General features: G+C 65.4%; 17 protein-coding genes. 9 read left to right on the top strand and 8 right to left on the bottom strand.

Annotated elements, in window-relative coordinates; genetic code table 11:
• From VG556_RS03640 to ykgO, 5 genes are all read right to left on the bottom strand, one after another.
• Positions 1-531 (bottom strand): GNAT family N-acetyltransferase, encoded by a 531-nt coding sequence (locus tag VG556_RS03640; RefSeq protein ID WP_100449893.1) that lies wholly within the window; start codon positions 529-531, stop codon positions 1-3.
• 14 nt (positions 532-545) lie between these two features.
• Positions 546-1,433: a carbon-nitrogen hydrolase gene (locus VG556_RS03635; protein WP_032960744.1), complete on the bottom strand. Its 888-nt coding sequence runs from the start codon at positions 1,431-1,433 to the stop codon at positions 546-548.
• 94 nt (positions 1,434-1,527) lie between these two features.
• A complete protein-coding gene (locus VG556_RS03630; protein WP_032960746.1) occupies positions 1,528-2,565 on the bottom strand; it encodes an agmatine deiminase family protein in 1,038 nt (345 codons plus the stop codon).
• 39 nt (positions 2,566-2,604) lie between these two features.
• Entirely contained in the window at positions 2,605-2,904 is a 300-nt protein-coding gene (locus VG556_RS03625; RefSeq protein ID WP_227837998.1) for a hypothetical protein, read from the bottom strand.
• 175 nt (positions 2,905-3,079) lie between these two features.
• Entirely contained in the window at positions 3,080-3,205 is a 126-nt protein-coding gene (gene ykgO / locus VG556_RS03620) for a type B 50S ribosomal protein L36 (protein ID WP_005409283.1), read from the bottom strand.
• Between the two features lie 197 nt (positions 3,206-3,402).
• Here ykgO and cmk point away from each other — a divergent pair, with 197 nt between their 5' ends.
• From cmk to galU, 8 genes are all read left to right on the top strand, one after another.
• Positions 3,403-4,080: a (d)CMP kinase gene (gene cmk / locus VG556_RS03615; RefSeq protein ID WP_014036894.1), complete on the top strand. Its 678-nt coding sequence runs from the start codon at positions 3,403-3,405 to the stop codon at positions 4,078-4,080.
• A 198-nt stretch (positions 4,081-4,278) separates the two neighbouring features.
• Positions 4,279-5,964: a 30S ribosomal protein S1 gene (gene rpsA / locus VG556_RS03610; protein ID WP_005416230.1), complete on the top strand. Its 1,686-nt coding sequence runs from the start codon at positions 4,279-4,281 to the stop codon at positions 5,962-5,964.
• Between the two features lie 87 nt (positions 5,965-6,051).
• Complete coding sequence (locus VG556_RS03605; RefSeq protein WP_005409286.1) at positions 6,052-6,357, top strand: integration host factor subunit beta; 306 nt, start codon at positions 6,052-6,054, stop codon at positions 6,355-6,357.
• 77 nt (positions 6,358-6,434) lie between these two features.
• Entirely contained in the window at positions 6,435-6,719 is a 285-nt protein-coding gene (locus tag VG556_RS03600) for a LapA family protein (RefSeq protein ID WP_014646849.1), read from the top strand.
• A 6-nt stretch (positions 6,720-6,725) separates the two neighbouring features.
• The gene (gene lapB, locus VG556_RS03595; protein ID WP_014646850.1) at positions 6,726-7,904 is read left to right on the top strand and encodes a lipopolysaccharide assembly protein LapB; all 1,179 of its coding nucleotides are present in this window, start codon (positions 6,726-6,728) and stop codon (positions 7,902-7,904) included.
• 3 nt (positions 7,905-7,907) lie between these two features.
• The gene (locus tag VG556_RS03590; protein ID WP_046430191.1) at positions 7,908-8,897 is read left to right on the top strand and encodes an MraY family glycosyltransferase; all 990 of its coding nucleotides are present in this window, start codon (positions 7,908-7,910) and stop codon (positions 8,895-8,897) included.
• A 3-nt stretch (positions 8,898-8,900) separates the two neighbouring features.
• The gene (locus VG556_RS03585) at positions 8,901-10,814 is read left to right on the top strand and encodes a polysaccharide biosynthesis protein (RefSeq protein WP_069117142.1); all 1,914 of its coding nucleotides are present in this window, start codon (positions 8,901-8,903) and stop codon (positions 10,812-10,814) included.
• Positions 10,811-11,689, top strand: a complete 879-nt coding sequence (galU, locus tag VG556_RS03580) for a UTP--glucose-1-phosphate uridylyltransferase GalU (RefSeq protein ID WP_032960751.1) — start codon at positions 10,811-10,813, stop codon at positions 11,687-11,689. Before VG556_RS03585 ends, galU begins: the two co-directional genes overlap by 4 nt.
• A 475-nt stretch (positions 11,690-12,164) precedes the next feature.
• Here galU and VG556_RS03575 read toward each other — a convergent pair whose 3' ends face one another.
• From VG556_RS03575 to VG556_RS03565, 3 genes are all read right to left on the bottom strand, one after another.
• Entirely contained in the window at positions 12,165-13,373 is a 1,209-nt protein-coding gene (locus VG556_RS03575) for an acetyl-CoA C-acyltransferase (RefSeq protein ID WP_019661304.1), read from the bottom strand.
• A 74-nt stretch (positions 13,374-13,447) separates the two neighbouring features.
• Entirely contained in the window at positions 13,448-15,820 is a 2,373-nt protein-coding gene (locus VG556_RS03570; protein ID WP_100449894.1) for a 3-hydroxyacyl-CoA dehydrogenase/enoyl-CoA hydratase family protein, read from the bottom strand.
• Positions 15,821-15,859: 39 nt separating this feature from the next.
• Positions 15,860-16,513: a TetR/AcrR family transcriptional regulator gene (locus VG556_RS03565; protein WP_014646856.1), complete on the bottom strand. Its 654-nt coding sequence runs from the start codon at positions 16,511-16,513 to the stop codon at positions 15,860-15,862.
• A 360-nt stretch (positions 16,514-16,873) separates the two neighbouring features.
• Between VG556_RS03565 and ndk the strand changes: the two genes are divergently transcribed.
• Positions 16,874-17,299 carry a nucleoside-diphosphate kinase gene (gene ndk / locus VG556_RS03560; RefSeq protein WP_005409295.1) on the top strand — a complete coding sequence of 142 codons (426 nt, stop codon included), beginning with the start codon at positions 16,874-16,876 and terminating at the stop codon, positions 17,297-17,299.
• Positions 17,300-17,304 lie beyond the last annotated feature (5 nt).

The following is a 17,304-nucleotide window of genomic DNA, read 5'->3' as shown; positions in this document are numbered from 1 at the left end:
TCATTCATTGGAAGGTGCAGTGTCGGCGCCATCGCCGAGCGCGCGCTGCATCTGCACGGTATCCAGCCAGCGGCCATGCTTGCGGCCGAGGCCACGGAACACGCCGACCAGCTCGAAGCCGAAGCGTTCGTGCAGCTTGATTGAAGCGGTATTGGTCGGTTCGCCGATCACCGCCACCATCTGCCGGTAGCCACGCGCCACGCAGGCGTCGATCAACGCCTGCAGCAGGCCGGTGCCGACGCCCTGGCCCTGGAACGCGGCATCGACGTAGACCGAGTTTTCCACGGTCCACTGGTAGGCAACGCGGGTGCGGTAGGTGTTGGCGTAGGCATAGCCGGCCACCTGGCCGTCAATCTCGGCGACCAGGTAGGGGAAGCCGCGGTCGACGATGTCGCGCATGCGGCGCAGCATCTCGGACGCGTCCGGGATGTCGTACTCGTAAGTGTTGACGAAGTCGGTCACTTCCACCGCGTAGATCGCGGTGATCGCGTCGATGTCGGCCGGGCCGGCATCACGGATGAGGACGGCCATGCGCGGGCTCCGGCTCAGTCGATGTAGCGCTTGAGCAGGTCGCCGTAGGCATCGATGCGGCGATCACGCAGGAACGGCCAGATGCGGCGCACGTGCTCGCTGCGCTGCAGGTCGACGTCGCACAGCAGCACGGTGGCCTCGGTGCCGGCCTCGGCCAGGAACTCGCCCTGCGGGCCCAGCACGTGGCTGTTGCCCCAGAACTGGATGCCCGACGCGCCCAGCGGCGAGGCCTCGTGGCCGACGCGGTTGCAGCTCAGCACCGGCAGGCCGTTGGCCACCGCATGGCCGCGATGGCTCAGCACCCAGGCGTCGCGCTGGCGGGTCTTCTCGTCCTGCACGTCGTCCGGATCCCAGCCGATCGCAGTCGGATACAGCAGCAGCTCGGCGCCGGCCAGCGCCATCAGGCGCGCCGCTTCCGGGTACCACTGGTCCCAGCACACCAGCACGCCCAGGCGGCCCACCGAGGTATCGATCGGCTTGAAGCCGATGTCGCCCGGGGTGAAGTAGAACTTCTCGTAGAAGCCCGGGTCGTCCGGGATATGCATCTTGCGGTACTTGCCGAGCAGCGTACCGTCCTTCTCGAACACCACGGCGGTGTTGTGGTACAGCCCGGCAGCGCGGCGCTCGAACAGCGAGCCGACCAGCACCACGCCATGCTGCTTCGCCAGCGCGCCCAGGCGCTCGGTGCTCGGGCCCGGAATCGGCTCGGCCAGGTCGAACTCGTCCACCGATTCGTGCTGGCAGAAGTACGGGCCGTTATGCAGTTCCTGCAGCAGCACCAGCTTGGCACCCTGCGCAGCCGCCTCGGCCACGCGTGCTTCGATCACCGCCAGGTTGGCGGCGGCATCACCGTGGTTGCGCTCCTGGATCAGGGCGACGGTAAGGGGGCTGCGCGAGTTCATGCGGGGCGTTCCTGCGGGGGAAAACCAGCATGTTAGCGCGGATGGGCGGCGACGGCGTGTCGCGCGCTGAATGGCGCAGCGGCCGGCACGACCGTTACGCCTTCAACAGCCCGGCCGGCAGCTGCATGGTGATGCAGTGCAGGCTGCCGTTCTGCCAGATCAGCGAGCGGCAGGGCACCTGCACGATCTCTCGGCCCGGGTGCGCCTGTGCCAGCACGTCGCGGGCCAGGTCATCGGCCGGGTCGCCATAGGCCGGCATCAGCACCGCGCCATTGACGATCAGGTAGTTGGCGTACGAGGCAGCCAGGCGACGGCCTTCGTCGATCACCGGCCGGGCCCACGGCAGCGGGAACAGGCGGTACGGCTGGCCATCCTTGGTGCGTAGCGCGGCCAGCTCATTGCCCATCGCCTGCAGTTCGGCGTAATGCGAGTCGCTCTCGTCGTCGCAGGCCTGGTAGACGATGCTGTCAGCGGAGGCGAAGCGGGCGAGGGTATCGATGTGCGCGTCGGTGTCGTCGCCTTCCAGGTAGCCGTGGTCCAGCCACAGCACGCGGTCCTGCTGCAGCCAGTCGGCCAGGTCGGCGCTCAGGCTGGCGCGGTCGCGGTCCGGGTGGCGCTCGTGCAGGCACTTCCAGGTGGTCAGCAGGGTGCCTTCACCGTCGGTCTCGATGCCGCCGCCTTCCAGCGCGAACGGAATGCTGCGGACCGGCGCATCGTTGAATACGCCGGCCTGGTCGAGCACGCCCACCAGCTGGTCATCCAGGGTGGCGTCGAACTTGCCGCCCCAGCCGGTGAAGCGGAAATCCAGCAGCTGGAAGCCGCCGTCGGCACGGCGCAGGGTGATCGGGCCGGAGTCGCGCAGCCAGGTATCGTCGTAGGCCGCCGTGGTGAAGTGGACCTTGTCCATGTCGATGCGGTTGGAGCGCAGTCGCATCTCGGCGTAGGTCTCCACATCGTCGTCGGCCACGCAGATCAGCACCGGCTGGAAGCGGGTGATGGCCGCGACCAGGGCGATGTAGGTCTCTTCCACCTGGCCCAGGCGGTCAGCCCAGTCGGTATCGGCGGTGGGCCAGGCAATCAGGACGCCGCTCTGGGCTTCCCACTCGGCAGGAAAACGAAGGGTCTGGTTCATGGTCTCGCTACACAGGCCCGCCCACGGCGGGTAATGGGATCAACGGATCGGCGGTTTCGGGCCGATTTCGTTCGGGTCCGCCTGGTTGGCCACCACGTCGATCACCTTCTGCTTCTCGAAGTAGACGGTGAACTGCGGGTACACCCAGCGGTTGATGGTCGGCCATTGCCGTTTCTGCCCGCCACGCGGCTGCAGCTGCTCGCTGGGCGCGCCGAACTGCGCCTGCACCTGCTGCATGCTCTGGCCGCGCACGGGCAGGGCACCGGCCGGCTTCTCGCGGGCGCGGTCGACAAGCAGGGTGTCGGCCAGTGCCGGTGTGGCGGCGGCCAGGGTGGCCATCACGGCCAGGGCGGACAGGTAACGCTTCATCTCGATCTACTCCCCAGTGGTCAAGAAAGGCGATTACAGCAAAAACGGCAGGAAAAAGCCGCATAAACAAAAAACCGCCCGAAGGCGGTTTCTTGCATCGGGTCGGCCCCGCGTAGGGCCAGCCGCAGCCGGAAGGCTGTGAGGCTTAGCGCTGACGCGCCTTGAAACGCGGGTTCGACTTGCAGATGACGAAGATCTTGCCACGACGACGCACGACCTTGCAGTCACGGTGACGGGCCTTCGCCGACTTCAGGGAGGACAGGACTTTCATGGCATACCTCGGCGTAAACAGTAGTTGTTCGGGTGGAGCGTGGCCGCGATATGCGAAAGACAATCGGCAGTTGACGCTCGTTCAAGCCCGCCATTCTACCGGGCTTTTCCTCGTGGTTTCAAGTGGTTGCACAAAAGATCCCGCTGGGGGCGTCTGGCAGGGGCTAGAATGGCCTCTTCACACGCTCTGGGACCCCCATGAATCCACTCGCTCCCGTCCTGACCATCGACGGCCCATCCGGGGCCGGCAAGGGTACCATCAGCCGCATCATCGCGCGCCGGATGGGCTGGCATTACCTGGATTCGGGCGCGCTGTACCGGGCGGTGGGCGTGGCCGCAAGCTGGGCCGACATCGATACCTCCGACGCCTCGGCGCTGGTGCGTTGCACCTTCGACACCCACGTTCAGTTTGTCGAGCAGGGCGATGCCATGCGGGTCATGGTCAACGGCACCGATGCCACCGACGAGCTGCGCCTGGAGACCACCGGTGCGCTGGCCTCGGCCATTGCCGCCATTCCCGAGGTCCGCGCTGCCCTGAAGGAGCGCCAGCGCGCATTCAGGGAGCTGCCGGGCCTGGTCGCCGACGGCCGCGACATGGGCACGGTGATCTTCCCGGACGCCTCCTACAAGGTCTTCCTGACCGCCAGTGCCGAGGAGCGCGCCGAGCGCCGGCATAAGCAGTTGAAAGACAAGGGGGTTTCTGTTAACTTTGATGACCTCCTGCGCGAGATCATGGCCCGCGACGCCCGTGATGCCCAGCGTACCGTGGCGCCCCTGAAGCCGGCAGACGATGCTGTCCTCATCGACACCACAGGCATCGGCATCGATGATGTCGTTGCCAGAGTGATGGATCTGCTTCCGGTTCCGGCTGCCTGATCCGTTCGCGCGGGAGCGCTGCCAGCAGCATCGGCGGTGGTCGCGCATAGCAGTGCTGTACCAGCTCCGTCGCGCAATGATGCGTGGCGGTTTTCCTACTACACACGACCTGCGTTTCCGGGGTCGACCAACAGGCGGGCGGTCGCCATTCCCCTGAAGGGGACGCCACCGACCCATGTGTCCAACAGAGTAAATCTAATGACCGAATCATTTGCCGAACTGTTTGAAGCCAGCCAGGCCAATCTGGCCAAGCTGAAGCCGGGCGCCATCGTCAGCGGTACCGTTGTTGAAGTCCGCGGCGACGTCGTGGTGATCAACGCTGGCCTGAAGTCCGAAGGCATCGTGCCGATCGAACAGTTCCGTAACGACGCTGGCGAAATCGACGTCGCCGAAGGCGACATCGTCAAGGTCGCCCTCGACTCGATCGAGAACGGCTTCGGCGAAACCGTCCTGTCGCGCGAGAAGGCCAAGCGCGCGATGGTGTGGGACGAGCTGGAAGAAGCGTTGGAAAAGAACGAAACCATCACCGGCCGCATCAGCGGCAAGGTCAAGGGTGGTTTCACCGTGGACATCAAGGATGTCCGCGCCTTCCTGCCGGGTTCCCTGGTCGATGTGCGCCCGGTGCGCGATCCGGCCTACCTGGAAGGCAAGGAACTCGAGTTCAAGCTCATCAAGCTGGACCGCAAGCGTAACAACGTCGTGGTCTCGCGCCGCGCTGTCGTCGAAAGCGAGCACTCGGAAGAGCGCGAGCAGCTGATGGACAAGCTGCAGGAAGGCGCGATCCTGAAGGGTGTCGTCAAGAACCTGACCGATTACGGCGCGTTCGTGGACCTGGGCGGTATCGACGGCCTGCTGCACATCACCGACATGGCGTGGAAGCGCGTGCGTCACCCGTCGGAAGTCGTGAACGTCGGCGACGAGCTGGACGTCCGCGTGCTGAAGTTCGACCGCGAGCGCAACCGCGTTTCGCTGGGCCTGAAGCAGCTGGGCGAGGATCCGTGGGACAACATCGGCCGTCGTTACCCGGCCAACAGCCGCGTCTTCGGCAAGGTCTCCAACGTCACCGATTACGGTGCGTTCGTTGAGATCGAGCCGGGCGTCGAAGGCCTGGTGCACGTCTCGGAGATGGATTGGACCAACAAGAACGTCAACCCGTCCAAGGTTGTCCAGGTTGGTGATGAAGTCGAAGTGATGGTGCTGGACGTCGATGAAGAGCGTCGCCGTATCTCGCTGGGCATGAAGCAGGTTGCCGCCAATCCGTGGGAAACCTTCGCTGCCACCCACAAGAAGGGTGACAAGGTGTCGGGCCAGATCAAGTCGATCACCGACTTCGGCATCTTCATCGGCCTGGACGGCGGCATCGACGGCCTGGTCCACCTGTCCGACATCAGCTGGAACACCACCGGCGAAGACGTCGTTCGCAACTTCAAGAAGGGCGATACCCTGGACGCCGTCGTCCTGGCTGTCGATCCGGAGCGCGAGCGCATCTCCCTGGGCGTGAAGCAGCTGGAGCAGGATCCGTTCGGCCAGTACATGGCTGCCAATCCGAAGGGCTCCAAGGTCGAAGGCGTGGTGAAGGAAGTCGACGCCAAGGGCGCGATCATCGAGCTGGCTGACGGCATCGAAGGTTACGTCTCGGCCCGCGACATCGCCAACGAGCGCGTTGACGACGCCACCCAGCACCTGAAGGTCGGCGACAAGGTCGAAGCCAAGTTCGTGGGCATGGACCGCAAGGGCCGTACCCTGCAGCTGTCGATCAAGGCCAAGGACGACGCGGAAATGCGCGAAGTGCTGGAGGAATACCAGTCCTCTTCGGCTTCCAGCGGCACCACCCAGCTGGGCGCGCTGCTGCGTGCACAGCTGAACGGCAACAAGTCCGAGTAATCGGCCTTACGCTGTTCGTTGTTTCCTGGACGGCCCGGGCATTGCCCGGGCCGTTTCAGGCTGAGATGCCCCTGATGTGAGCCGGTAATGACCAAATCCGAACTGATCGAAATCCTTGCGCGCCGCCAGGCGCACCTGAAGGCCGATGATGTCGATCTGGCGGTGAAGTCGTTGCTGGAAATGATGGGCGGATCGCTGTCCGCCGGGGATCGCATCGAAATCCGTGGATTTGGCAGCTTCTCGCTGCACTATCGTCCGCCGCGCCTGGGTCGCAACCCGAAGACCGGCGAATCGGTTGCCCTGCCGGGCAAGCATGTCCCCCATTTCAAGCCGGGCAAGGAACTGCGCGAGCGGGTCAGCAGTGTGCTGCCGCTGGACGCCGATCCGGCCTGAGCCTTCCGTCGCGCCACCGCGTGCGAATCCAGCCGCGAGTCGGATAAGCTACGGACTCCTGCCACTGGAGCTGTCGCATGAAGGTTTTTCGTCTGCTGGTCCTGCTGGCGGTACTCATTCTTGGGTTGATCATCGGTGCCATGAACATGGACGAGATGACCATCAACCTGCTGTTCACCCAGCTTAAGACCTCGGTCGGCGTGGCCATCATTGCCGCGTTGCTGATCGGCGTCATCGTTGGCGCTGGCCTGGTGCTGGTGAGCGTGGTCATTCCGCTCTACAGCCAGCTGCGCCGCGCCAACAAGTCCGCTGCCGCCACGCCGGCACCGGTTGCTTCCCCTCAATCTTTTGATGGACGCTGATCGAAGATGGATTTCGTCACCGAGTGGTTCTGGTTCTTCCTGTTCGTTCCGCTGGCCGCCCTGGCTGGGTGGGTGATCGGGCGGCGCGGTGGTCAACGCCACGGTGACAGCCAGGTCAGCCGCCTGTCGAGCACCTATTTCCGTGGCCTGAACTACCTGCTCAACGAGCAGCCGGACAAGGCCATCGAGCTGTTCCTGCACATCGCCGAGCTGGACAAGGAAACCTTCGAGACCCAGGTCGCGCTGGGCCACCTGTTCCGCCGCCGCGGCGAAGTCGACCGCGCCATCCGCCTGCACCAGGGCCTGGTCAACCGCCACGACCTCAGTGATGCACAGCGCGTGCAGGCCCTGCTGGCGCTGGGCGAGGACTACATGAAGTCCGGCCTGCTGGACCGTGCCGAGACCGTGTTCACCGAGCTGGCGCAGCTGGATCAGCGTGCACCGCAGGCACTCAAGCACCTGATCGGCATCTACCAGGCCGAGCGCGACTGGGAAAAGGCGATCGACAACGCGACCCGTTTCGAGGACGTCACCGGCGAGCCGATGGGCAAGCTGATCGGACAGTTCGAATGCGAACTGGCCGAACGTTTCCGTGGCGCCGGCAAGCTGGAAGAGGCGAGGGCAGCGATCGCCCGCGCCTACCAGGCCGACGCGATGTCGGTGCGCGCCGGCATCATCGAGGGCCGTCTGGAAACCGACGCGGGCAATCCAGAGGCCGCTGTGCGCGCCTTCGAGCGCGCCGCGCGCAACGATCCCGAATACCTGCCGGAACTGCTGCCGGCACTGATGCAGAACTATCGCAGGGTCGGCGATCTGGCAGGTGCACGCGCGTTCCTGTCGGAGATGACCGAGCACTACCGCGGCATCGCCCCGGTACTGGCGCTGACCCGGTTGATGGAAGAGCAGGAAGGCGTGGCGCCGGCCCGTGCCTACCTCGGTCGCCAGCTCAAGGATCGCCCGTCGGTACGTGGCGAATCCGCGCTGATCGACTTGACCCTCGCCGAGGGAGCCGATTCCACCGCCACCCTGCATGACCTCAAGCACATCACCGACCAGCTGCTGGTGCGCAACCCGGCCTATCGCTGCACGCGCTGCGGCTTCGGTGCGCGTACCCACCACTGGCAGTGCCCGAGCTGCAAGGAGTGGGGAACGGTCAAGCCGCTGCTGAACTACGCGGTGCTCTGATCCATGCCCTGGCTTGTGATGGGCGCGCTGCTGGGGCTCGCCCTGCTCAGCGCGTTGCTGACCTGGGCTGCGCGGGGCTATGCACTGCGCCAGCAGTTGATGGACCAGCCGGGCGAGCGTCGCAGCCATAGCGTTGCCACCCCGCGCGGTGGCGGCATCGCCATCGTCATCAGCCTGCTGGTGACCGCCGGCGTGGCCATCTGGGCCTGGCCCGAAAGCACGCCGACGGTGCTGGTGGCCAGCCTTGGGCTGGTGCTGGTGGCCGGTATCGGCTGGTGGGACGACCACAAGCCCCTGCCGGCGATGCGTCGCCTGCTGGTGCATTTCATCGCCGCAGCGCTGTTGGCCGGCCTGGTCAAGGTGAATGGTGGCAGCTGGCTGTTGGCGGTGCTGGTGCTGCTGTTCACCGCGTCGCTGATCAACATCTGGAACTTCATGGACGGCATCAATGGCATCGCCGCCAGCCAGGCTGTCGTGGCGATGCTGGGGCTGGCGCCGGTGCTGCCGTGGCCCTATTCACTGGCCGCCGTGGCCCTGGGCCTGGCATGCCTTGGATTCCTGCCGTTCAACTTCCCTCGCGCCCGGATCTTCATGGGCGATGTCGGAAGCGGTGCGCTGGGGTATGCGGTCGCAGTGGTGCTGGCGATCGCCAGCGTGCGTACCGATATCAACTGGATCCTGCTGCTGGTACCGGTTTCGCCGTTCCTCGTGGACGCGGGCTTCACACTGCTGGCGCGCATCATTTCCGGACAACGCTGGATGGAACCCCATACCCAGCATGTCTACCAGCGCGCGGTGCAGGCAGGAGCCAGTCACCCGCAGGTGACAGGGATGTACTTTGCTTTGGGTCTGTTCAGTATTACAGTGTTCAATGTCTGCTCCAATTTGCAGCCGAGGTGGGAGGCTGTCGTGGCGATCGCGTGGTTCATCGCGCTGAGCGTCCTCTGGCTCCTCCTGCGCAATGGAATGCGCCACCGACAAGGAATTACCTGAATTATGGCTTCACCCTGGCGGGACAGAATCCTCGGCCTGATGCCGCGTTCGGCCATCGTCTGCCACGACCTCTTCATGGTCTGGGCATGCTGGCAGCTGCTCCATGCAGGGCGTTACTCGATCCTGCCCAACGCCCCGGCGCTGCCCCTGTGGAACGTCGATACCACCCTGGTCCTGCTGCTGCAGGGCCTGGTGTTCTGGCGCGTGGGCCTGTACCGCGGCCTGTGGCGGTTTGCCAGCGTCAGCGACCTGCTGAACATCTTCAAGGCCAGCTTCATCGGCATGGTGGCCATCATCCTGGTGCTGATGTGGAAGCGCTTCGACGGCGTACCCATGTCGGTGCTGGTGATCTACCCGTTCGCGCTGTCGGCACTGCTCGGCGCGCCGCGCCTGCTGTACCGCGCCTGGAAGGACTACCAGGCACTGCAGTCCGATTCCAGCGCCCGCCGCGTGCTGATCCTCGGCGCCGGCCAGGCGGCCGAGACCCTGGTGCGCGACCTGCGCCGCTCCGGCAACTTCGAGCCGGTCGGCCTGCTCGACGATGCACCGCACCTGCGTGGCGCCAAGCTGCAGGGCCTGCCGATCCTGGGCACGCTGGATGACGCGCCGACGGTGGTCCGCGAGACCGCTGCCAAGCTGCTGGTCATTGCCATGCCGTCGCTGGACGCCGCAGGCATGCAGCGCGTCGTCGCGATCTGCGAAAGCACCGGCGTGCCGTTCCGTACCGTGCCCAAGCTCAGTGACATCCTGCAGGGCCAGTCGCTGCCGGGCCAGCTGAAGGAAGTGGCGATCGAGGACCTGCTGGGGCGCAAGCCGATCATGCCGGACTGGAACCTGATCCGCGGCTGGTTGGGTGGGCGCACCGTGATGGTTACCGGCGCCGGTGGTTCGATCGGCTCGGAGCTGTGCCGCCAGTGCGCGCGGCATGGTGCCGGTCGCATCATCCTGCTGGAGATCAGCGAGCTGCTGCTGCTGACCATCGAGGGCGAGCTGCGTCGCAGCTTCCCCGATGTCGAGATCGAGGCGGTGCTGGGCGACTGCGGTGACCCAGCGGTGATCCGCCACGCGCTGTCGCTGCACCCCGTCGATACCGCTTTCCATGCGGCCGCCTACAAGCATGTACCGGTGCTGGAACGCCAGCTGCGTGAAGCAGTGCGCAACAACATCCTGGCGACCGAGAACGTCGCGCGCGCCTGCCTGGAAGCCCGCGTGGAGCATTTCGTGTTCATCTCCACCGACAAGGCGGTCGACCCGGTCAATGCGCTGGGCGCGAGCAAGCGCTACGCCGAGATGATCTGCCAGAGCCTGGACCAGAAGTCCACGCATACCCGTTTTGTCACGGTGCGCTTCGGCAACGTGCTGGCGTCGGCCGGCAGCGTGGTGCCGCTGTTCCGCGAGCAGATCCTGCGCGGTGGCCCGGTCACGGTCACCGACCCGGAAGTCAGCCGCTACTTCATGACCATTCCCGAGGCCTGCCAGCTGATCCTGCAGGCGGCCGCATCGGCGTCGCATGGTGCGATCTATACCCTCGACATGGGCGAGCCGGTGCCGATCCGCGTGCTGGCCGAACAGATGATCCGCCTGACCGGCAAGCAGCCGTACAAGGACATCCAGATCATCTATACCGGCCTGCGTCCGGGCGAGAAGCTGCACGAGACGCTGTTCTATTCGGACGAAGATTACCGCTCCACCGCGCACCCGAAGATTCTTGAAGCCGGCGTGCGTACGTTCTCGCGCGACCTGGTGCTGGGCAACATTCCGCGCCTGCGCGAGGCGATTGCCAGCTACGACACCGCCCGCATCCAGGAAATCCTGTTTGCGACGATGCCGGAATTCTCGCCAATCGAACAGGATGCTTACATTTCATCCGCTAAAGTCGTGCCTTTTCCGGCACGTGAGGCCAACAGGCACCAATGAGCAAGCGAATTCGCAAAGCAGTTTTCCCGGTGGCAGGATTGGGGACGCGTTTTTTGCCAGCAACCAAGACTGTGCCGAAGGAGATGCTGCCGATCATTGATCGGCCGCTGATCCAGTACGCGGTGGATGAGGCGATCGAAGCCGGCTGTGACACGCTGGTGTTCATCACCAATCGCTACAAGCACGCCGTTGCCGACTATTTCGACAAGGCGTACGAGCTGGAGCAGAAGCTTGAGCGCGCTGGCAAGCAGGAGCAGCTGGAATTGATCCGGCACGTGCTCCCCAATGGTGTGCGCGCGATCTTCGTGACCCAGGCCGAGGCGCTGGGCCTCGGGCACGCGGTGCTGTGTGCCAGGTCGGTGATCGGTGACGAGCCGTTTGCCGTACTGCTGCCCGACGACCTGATCTGGAACCGCGGTGCGGGCGCGCTGAAGCAGATGGCCGACCTCAACGAAGCCAGTGGCGCCAGCGTGATCGCGGTGGAAGACGTGCCGCACGATAAGACCGCCAGTTACGGCATCGTCGCCACCGACGCGTTCGATGGCCGCAAGGGCCGTATTTCGCAGATCGTCGAGAAGCCGAAGCCGGAGGACGCGCCGAGCGACCTGGCGGTGGTGGGTCGTTACGTGCTCAGCCCGAAGATCTTCGAGCTGCTGGAACAGACCCAGACCGGTGCCGGCGGCGAGATCCAGCTGACCGATGCGATTGCCGAGCTGCTGAAGACCGAAGAAGTCGATGCCTATCGTTTCGAGGGCACCCGCTTCGACTGCGGCACGCACCTGGGCCTGGTGGAGGCGACGATCCGCTTCGCGCTGGACAACCCGAAGCTGGCTGGCCCGGCGCGGGAGAAGCTGGCGGCGATGCTGGCGGAATAAGGGTTTTATCAAGCGCTCCGTGCGGCGCCTTGATTGATACGTGGGGGAGGGGGCGGGTGGCCCTCTCCAAAACACGCCAAAGCCCTTCCATGGTGCTCGATGGCGCCATCCATGGCGCCAACGGTTTTGGAGAGGGCCATCCGCCCCCTCTCGACAGTTTCCGTGTGGCGCGGACGGGAAGGGCGGAATCAAAGGCAGAAGCAAAAGCAAAAAGGCAGCCACTGGCTGCCTTTTTTCGTGGGTTGGGGTCAGATCCCTTTGCGCAGCAAAGGGATCTGACCCCAGCCTTTGACCCTGCCTTTGCTCATCCCTCCGCCGCGGGGAGGCTGGAAGGGCCGGGTTGGCAGGGCTGCCCGGGACCGTTGGCGCCATGGATGGCGCCATCGAGCCCCCATGGAAGGGTTCACGGCGTGTCCCGGGCAGCCCTGCCAACCCGACCCACGCCATGAAGCCCAACGAGGCAACGCCTTGAACCTTACAGCGCCTCGAAAATACCCGCCGCACCCATGCCGGTGCCGATGCACATCGTCACCATGCCGTACTTCTGCTGGCGACGACGCAGGCCGTGCAGCAGGGTTGCGGTACGGATCGCACCGGTCGCACCCAGCGGGTGGCCCAAGGCAATCGCGCCGCCCAGCGGGTTGACCTTGGCCGGGTCCAGGCCGCAATCGCGGATCACCGCCAGCGACTGCGCGGCGAAGGCTTCGTTGAGCTCGATCCAGTCCAGCTGGTCCTGGGTCAGGCCGGCCTGCTTCAGTGCCTTCGGGATCGCGGCGATCGGGCCGATGCCCATCACTTCCGGACGCACGCCGGCTACCGAGAAGCTGACGAAACGCGCCAGCGGGGTCAGGCCGTAATCCTTGATCGCCTGCTCGGAGGCCAGCAGCACGGCGCCGGCGCCATCGCTCATCTGCGACGAGTTGCCAGCGGTGACGGTGCCGCCGAACTGGCCGTTGCGGAACACCGGGCGCAGCTTGGCCAGGCCTTCGGCCGAGGAGTCCGGGCGGGGGCCTTCGTCGGTGTCGGCGATCTTGTTGCGGGTGATGATGCGCTGGCCGTCGGCCAGGTCCGGCAGGTGCGAGACGATCTCGTACGGGCTGATCTCGTCCTTGAACTCGCCGTTCTGGATCGCGGCCATGGCCTTCTGGTGCGAGGCCAGGGCAAAGGCGTCCTGGTCTTCGCGCGAGACCTTCCACTCTTCGGCGACCTTCTCGGCGGTGATGCCCATGCCGTAGGCGATGGCAACGTGGTCGTTGTCGAACACGCTCGGCGCCATGGCGATCTTGTTGCCCATCATCGGCACCATCGACATCGACTCGGTGCCGCCGGCCAGCATCAGGTCGGCGTTGCCCAGGCGGATCGCGTCGGCGGCCTGCGCCACGGCCTGCAGGCCGGAGGAGCAGAAGCGGTTCACGGTCTGTGCGGCGATGGTATTGGGCAGGCCTGCCAGCAGCACGCCGATGCGGGCCACGTTCATGCCCTGCTCGGCTTCCGGCATGGCGCAACCGATGATGGCGTCATCGATGCGGTTGACGTCCACGCCCGGGGCCTGGGCGACGACGCTGCGCAGCACGTGCGCAAGCATGTCGTCGGGGCGGGTGTTGCGGAACATGCCCTTGGGCGCCTTGCCAACCGGGGTACGGGTGGCGGCGACGATGTAGGCGTCCTGGATTTGCTTGGTCATTGCAGTGATCTCTTGAATTTTTTAGCCGGAGTGCCGACCAACGGTCGGCACCCACCGGAAGCAGGGATGGGCGATCAGTTACGCAGCGGCTTGCCGGTCTTCAGCATGTGCGCGATGCGGGCCTGGGTCTTTTCCTGCTGGGCCAGTTCGACGAAGTGCTTGCGCTCCAGGGTCAGCAGCCACTCTTCGTCGACCAGGGTGCCGCGGTCGACCTTGCCACCGCACAGCACGGTAGCGATGCGCTCGGCGATCTCGTAGTCGTACGGGCTGATGAAGCGGCCTTCCAGCATGTTGACCAGCATCATCTTGAAGGTGGCGATACCCACGTCACCGGCCACCTGGATGCGGCGTGCCGGCAGCGGCGGGCGGTAACCCGCTTCGGCCAGGGCGCGTGCTTCGGCCTTGGCGATGTGCAGGGCCTCGTAGCTGTTGAACACCACCTTGTCGGTGCTGCGCAGCAGGCCCAGTTCCTTGGCGTTGACCGCCGAGTTGGACACCTTGGCCATCGCCACGGTCTCGAAGGTCTTCTTCAGTTCGGCGAACACGTCGCCGCCCGGGCCCGCGGCCTGCGAGGCGCGCACGGCCAGTTCCTTCAGGCCACCACCGGCCGGCAGCAGGCCGACGCCGGCCTCGACCAGGCCGATGTAGCTTTCCAGGAAGGCCACGGTCTTGGCGCTGTGCATCTGGAACTCGCAGCCGCCACCCAGGGCCAGGCCGCGCACGGCAGCCACCACTGGCACCAGCGAGTACTTGATGCGCTGGCTGGTGCGCTGGAAGTTGGCAACCATTTCTTCGAACTGGTCGACCTTGCCGGCCTGCAGCAGGCCGAGGGCACCGGCCAGGTCGGCACCGGCGGAGAAGGGTTCCTTCTGCTGCCAGATCACCAGGCCCTGGAAGTCCTTCTCGGCGCGGCTCACGCATTCCTGCAGGCCGTCCAGCACCTGGTCGGACACGGTGTTCATCTTGGTCTTGAAGCTGACCACGGCGATGCCATCACCGTCGTGCCACATGCGCAGGCCGTCGTTCTCGAACACGGTCTCGCCCGGCGCGAACGTTTCGCCCAGCAGCGGATCCGGGAAACGCTGGCGCTGGTACACCGGCAGCGACGAGCGCGGCAGCTTGGCGTTGCGCGACGGGCTGTAGCTGCCCTCGGCGGCGTGCACGCCATCGCGGCCATCGAACACCCAGTCCGGCAGCGGCGCGCTGCTCATGCTCTTGCCGGCCACGATGTCATCGGCGATCCACTGTGCGACCTGCTTCCAGCCGGCAGCCTGCCAGGTCTCGAACGGGCCCAGCGACCAGCCGTAGCCCCAGCGGATGGCCAGGTCGACGTCGCGCGCGGTCTCGGCGATGTCGGCCAGGTGGTAGGCGCTGTAGTGGAACAGGTCGCGGAAGGTCGCCCACAGGAACTGCGCCTGCGGGTGCTGGCTCTCGCGCAGCTTGGCGAACTTCTCGGCCGGGTTCCTGATCTTCAGGATCTCGACCACTTCCGGCGCGGCAGCGCGATCGGCCGGACGGTAGTCCTGCTTCTCCAGGTCCAGCACCACGATGTCCTTGCCGACCTTGCGGAAGATGCCGGCACCGGTCTTCTGGCCCAGTGCGCCCTTGGCGATCAGCGCGTCCAGCCACTTCGGCGACTTGAAGAATTCATGCCACGGGTCGTTCGGCAGGGTATCGCCCATGGTCTTGATGACGTGGGCCATGGTGTCCAGGCCGACCACGTCGGAGGTGCGGTAGGTGGCCGACTTCGGGCGGCCGACCAGCGGACCGGTCAGGCCGTCCACTTCATCGAAGCCCAGGCCGAACTGCTGGGTGTGGTGGATGGTGGACAGGATCGAGAACACGCCGATGCGGTTGCCGATGAAGTTCGGGGTGTCCTTGGCGTACACCACGCCCTTGCCCAGGGTGGTGACCAGGAACTCTTCCAGGCCTTCCAGCACGGCGGCGTCGGTGGTGGTGGCCGGGATCAGCTCGGCCAGGTGCATGTAGCGCGGCGGGTTGAAGAAGTGCACGCCGCAGAAGCGGTGGCGCAGCTGCTCGGGCAGCACGTCGGCCAGCTTGTTGATGCCCAGGCCCGAGGTGTTGGAGGCCAGCACCGCGTGGTCGGCCACGAACGGCGCGATCTTCTTGTACAGGTCCTGCTTCCAGTCCATGCGCTCGGCGATGGCCTCGATGATCAGGTCGCAGTCCTTCAGCTGCTCCAGGCCGGACTGGTAGTTGGCCGGAGTGATGGCTTCGGCCAGCGACTTGCTGGCCAGCGGTGCCGGGCTCAGCTTGCCCAGGTTGGCGATCGCCTTCAGCACGATGCCGTCGGCCGGACCCTCCTTGGCGGGCAGGTCGAACAGCACGGTGTCGACGCCAGCGTTGGTGAGGTGGGCAGCGATCTGGGCACCCATGACGCCGGCACCCAGCACGGCGGCGCGGCGGACTAGCAGGGAATTGGACATGGTGTAGGGCCTTTGTTGGTCAGCAGTTACTGGGTGGAATCAAAGGGAAGCGGGCAGGGCGCTGGCGCGAGCGGCGGCGCGGAACCCGGCTTCGGCGAAATGGATCAGTTCGTGGGCGGCATGGGCACGATGCGCCGCTTCAGTGACACCGGCGGGACGCTTGATCAGCCCGAAGTCGGCCATGGCATAGGTGAGCGAGCCGGCCAGGAAATCCAGGCGCCAGTACAGCTCTTCCTTGCTCAGGTCGGGTACGCACTCGCCGATGGCCTTGCCGAACGCACGCAGCACGTGGCCGTAGTGGTCGGACAGGAACTTGCGCAGGTTGTCGTTCTTCTCGGCGTAGGCGCGGGCGATCACGCGCACGAAGGCACCGCCGTTCTGGCGGTCCTGGGCCAGCGCCAATGCCGGCTCGACGAAGGCGGCCAGCACCGGGCGCAGCTGCCCGGGGTGTTCGCTGCGGGCGCGTTCGAGCTGCGACAGGCGGGCGCCGGTCATCTCGTCCATGCGGCGGCGGAACACCTCGTTGACCAGGTTCTCCTTGGAGCCGAAGTGGTAGTTGACCGCTGCGATGTTGACGTCGGCCTGGCTGGTCACCTGGCGCAGCGAAGTGCCGGCGAAGCCGTGCTGTGCGAACAGCTCCTCGGCCGCGCCGAGAATGCGGTCCTTGGTCGAGAAGTGGGCGGGTTTGGCCATCGGCGGGCGGACCTTAATCAAACGATTGTTTGATACTAGGACCAGACGGTAGCGTATGGCATTTTGCAGTGCAGCAAAAATGGCCCGGACGGTCAGAATCCACTCAGCTGGGTGAATGGGGTAGGGGTCGGATCCCCGCAGGGGCTCCGACCCCGACACTGGGCCGGAATGGGGTCAGAGCCCCTGTGGGGATCTGACCCCTGCCATGAGGGTTTGCCGGCCGGCGACCGGCACTACCATGCCGCCGCTTTATCTTTTACAATTCGCCTACGTTTATCAGGCTAAGCCCGCGTCCCGACGCGGGTTTTTTTCATGTTACCCTTCGGGCCATCAGCGGCCCGATTCCATTGGAGACATCCCATGGCGCTGGAGCGCACCCTTTCGATCATCAAGCCGGACGCCGTTGCCAAGAACGTCATCGGCGAAATCTACGCCCGCTTCGAGAAGGCCGGCCTGAAGGTCGTGGCCGCCAAGTACAAGCAGCTGTCGCGCCGTGAAGCCGAAGGCTTCTACGCCGTGCACCGCGAGCGTCCGTTCTTCAACGCGCTGGTCGAATTCATGATCTCCGGCCCGGTGATGATCCAGGCCCTGGAAGGCGAGAACGCCGTCCTGGCCCACCGCGACCTGCTGGGCGCCACCAACCCGAAGGAAGCCGCGCCGGGCACCATCCGCGCCGACTTCGCCGAATCCATCGATGCCAACGCCGCCCACGGCTCGGACTCGGTCGAGAATGCCGCGATTGAAATCGCCTACTTCTTCGCCGCCACCGAAGTCGTTTCGCGCTGAGAGTA

Origin of the sequence: Stenotrophomonas sp. CASM106 (assembly GCF_049384825.1) — a bacterium.
Classification (GTDB): Bacteria; Pseudomonadota; Gammaproteobacteria; order Xanthomonadales; family Xanthomonadaceae; genus Stenotrophomonas; species Stenotrophomonas muris.
The sequence above is the reverse complement of the archived record's forward strand: the minus strand, read 5'-3'. Positions and strand labels throughout refer to the sequence as shown.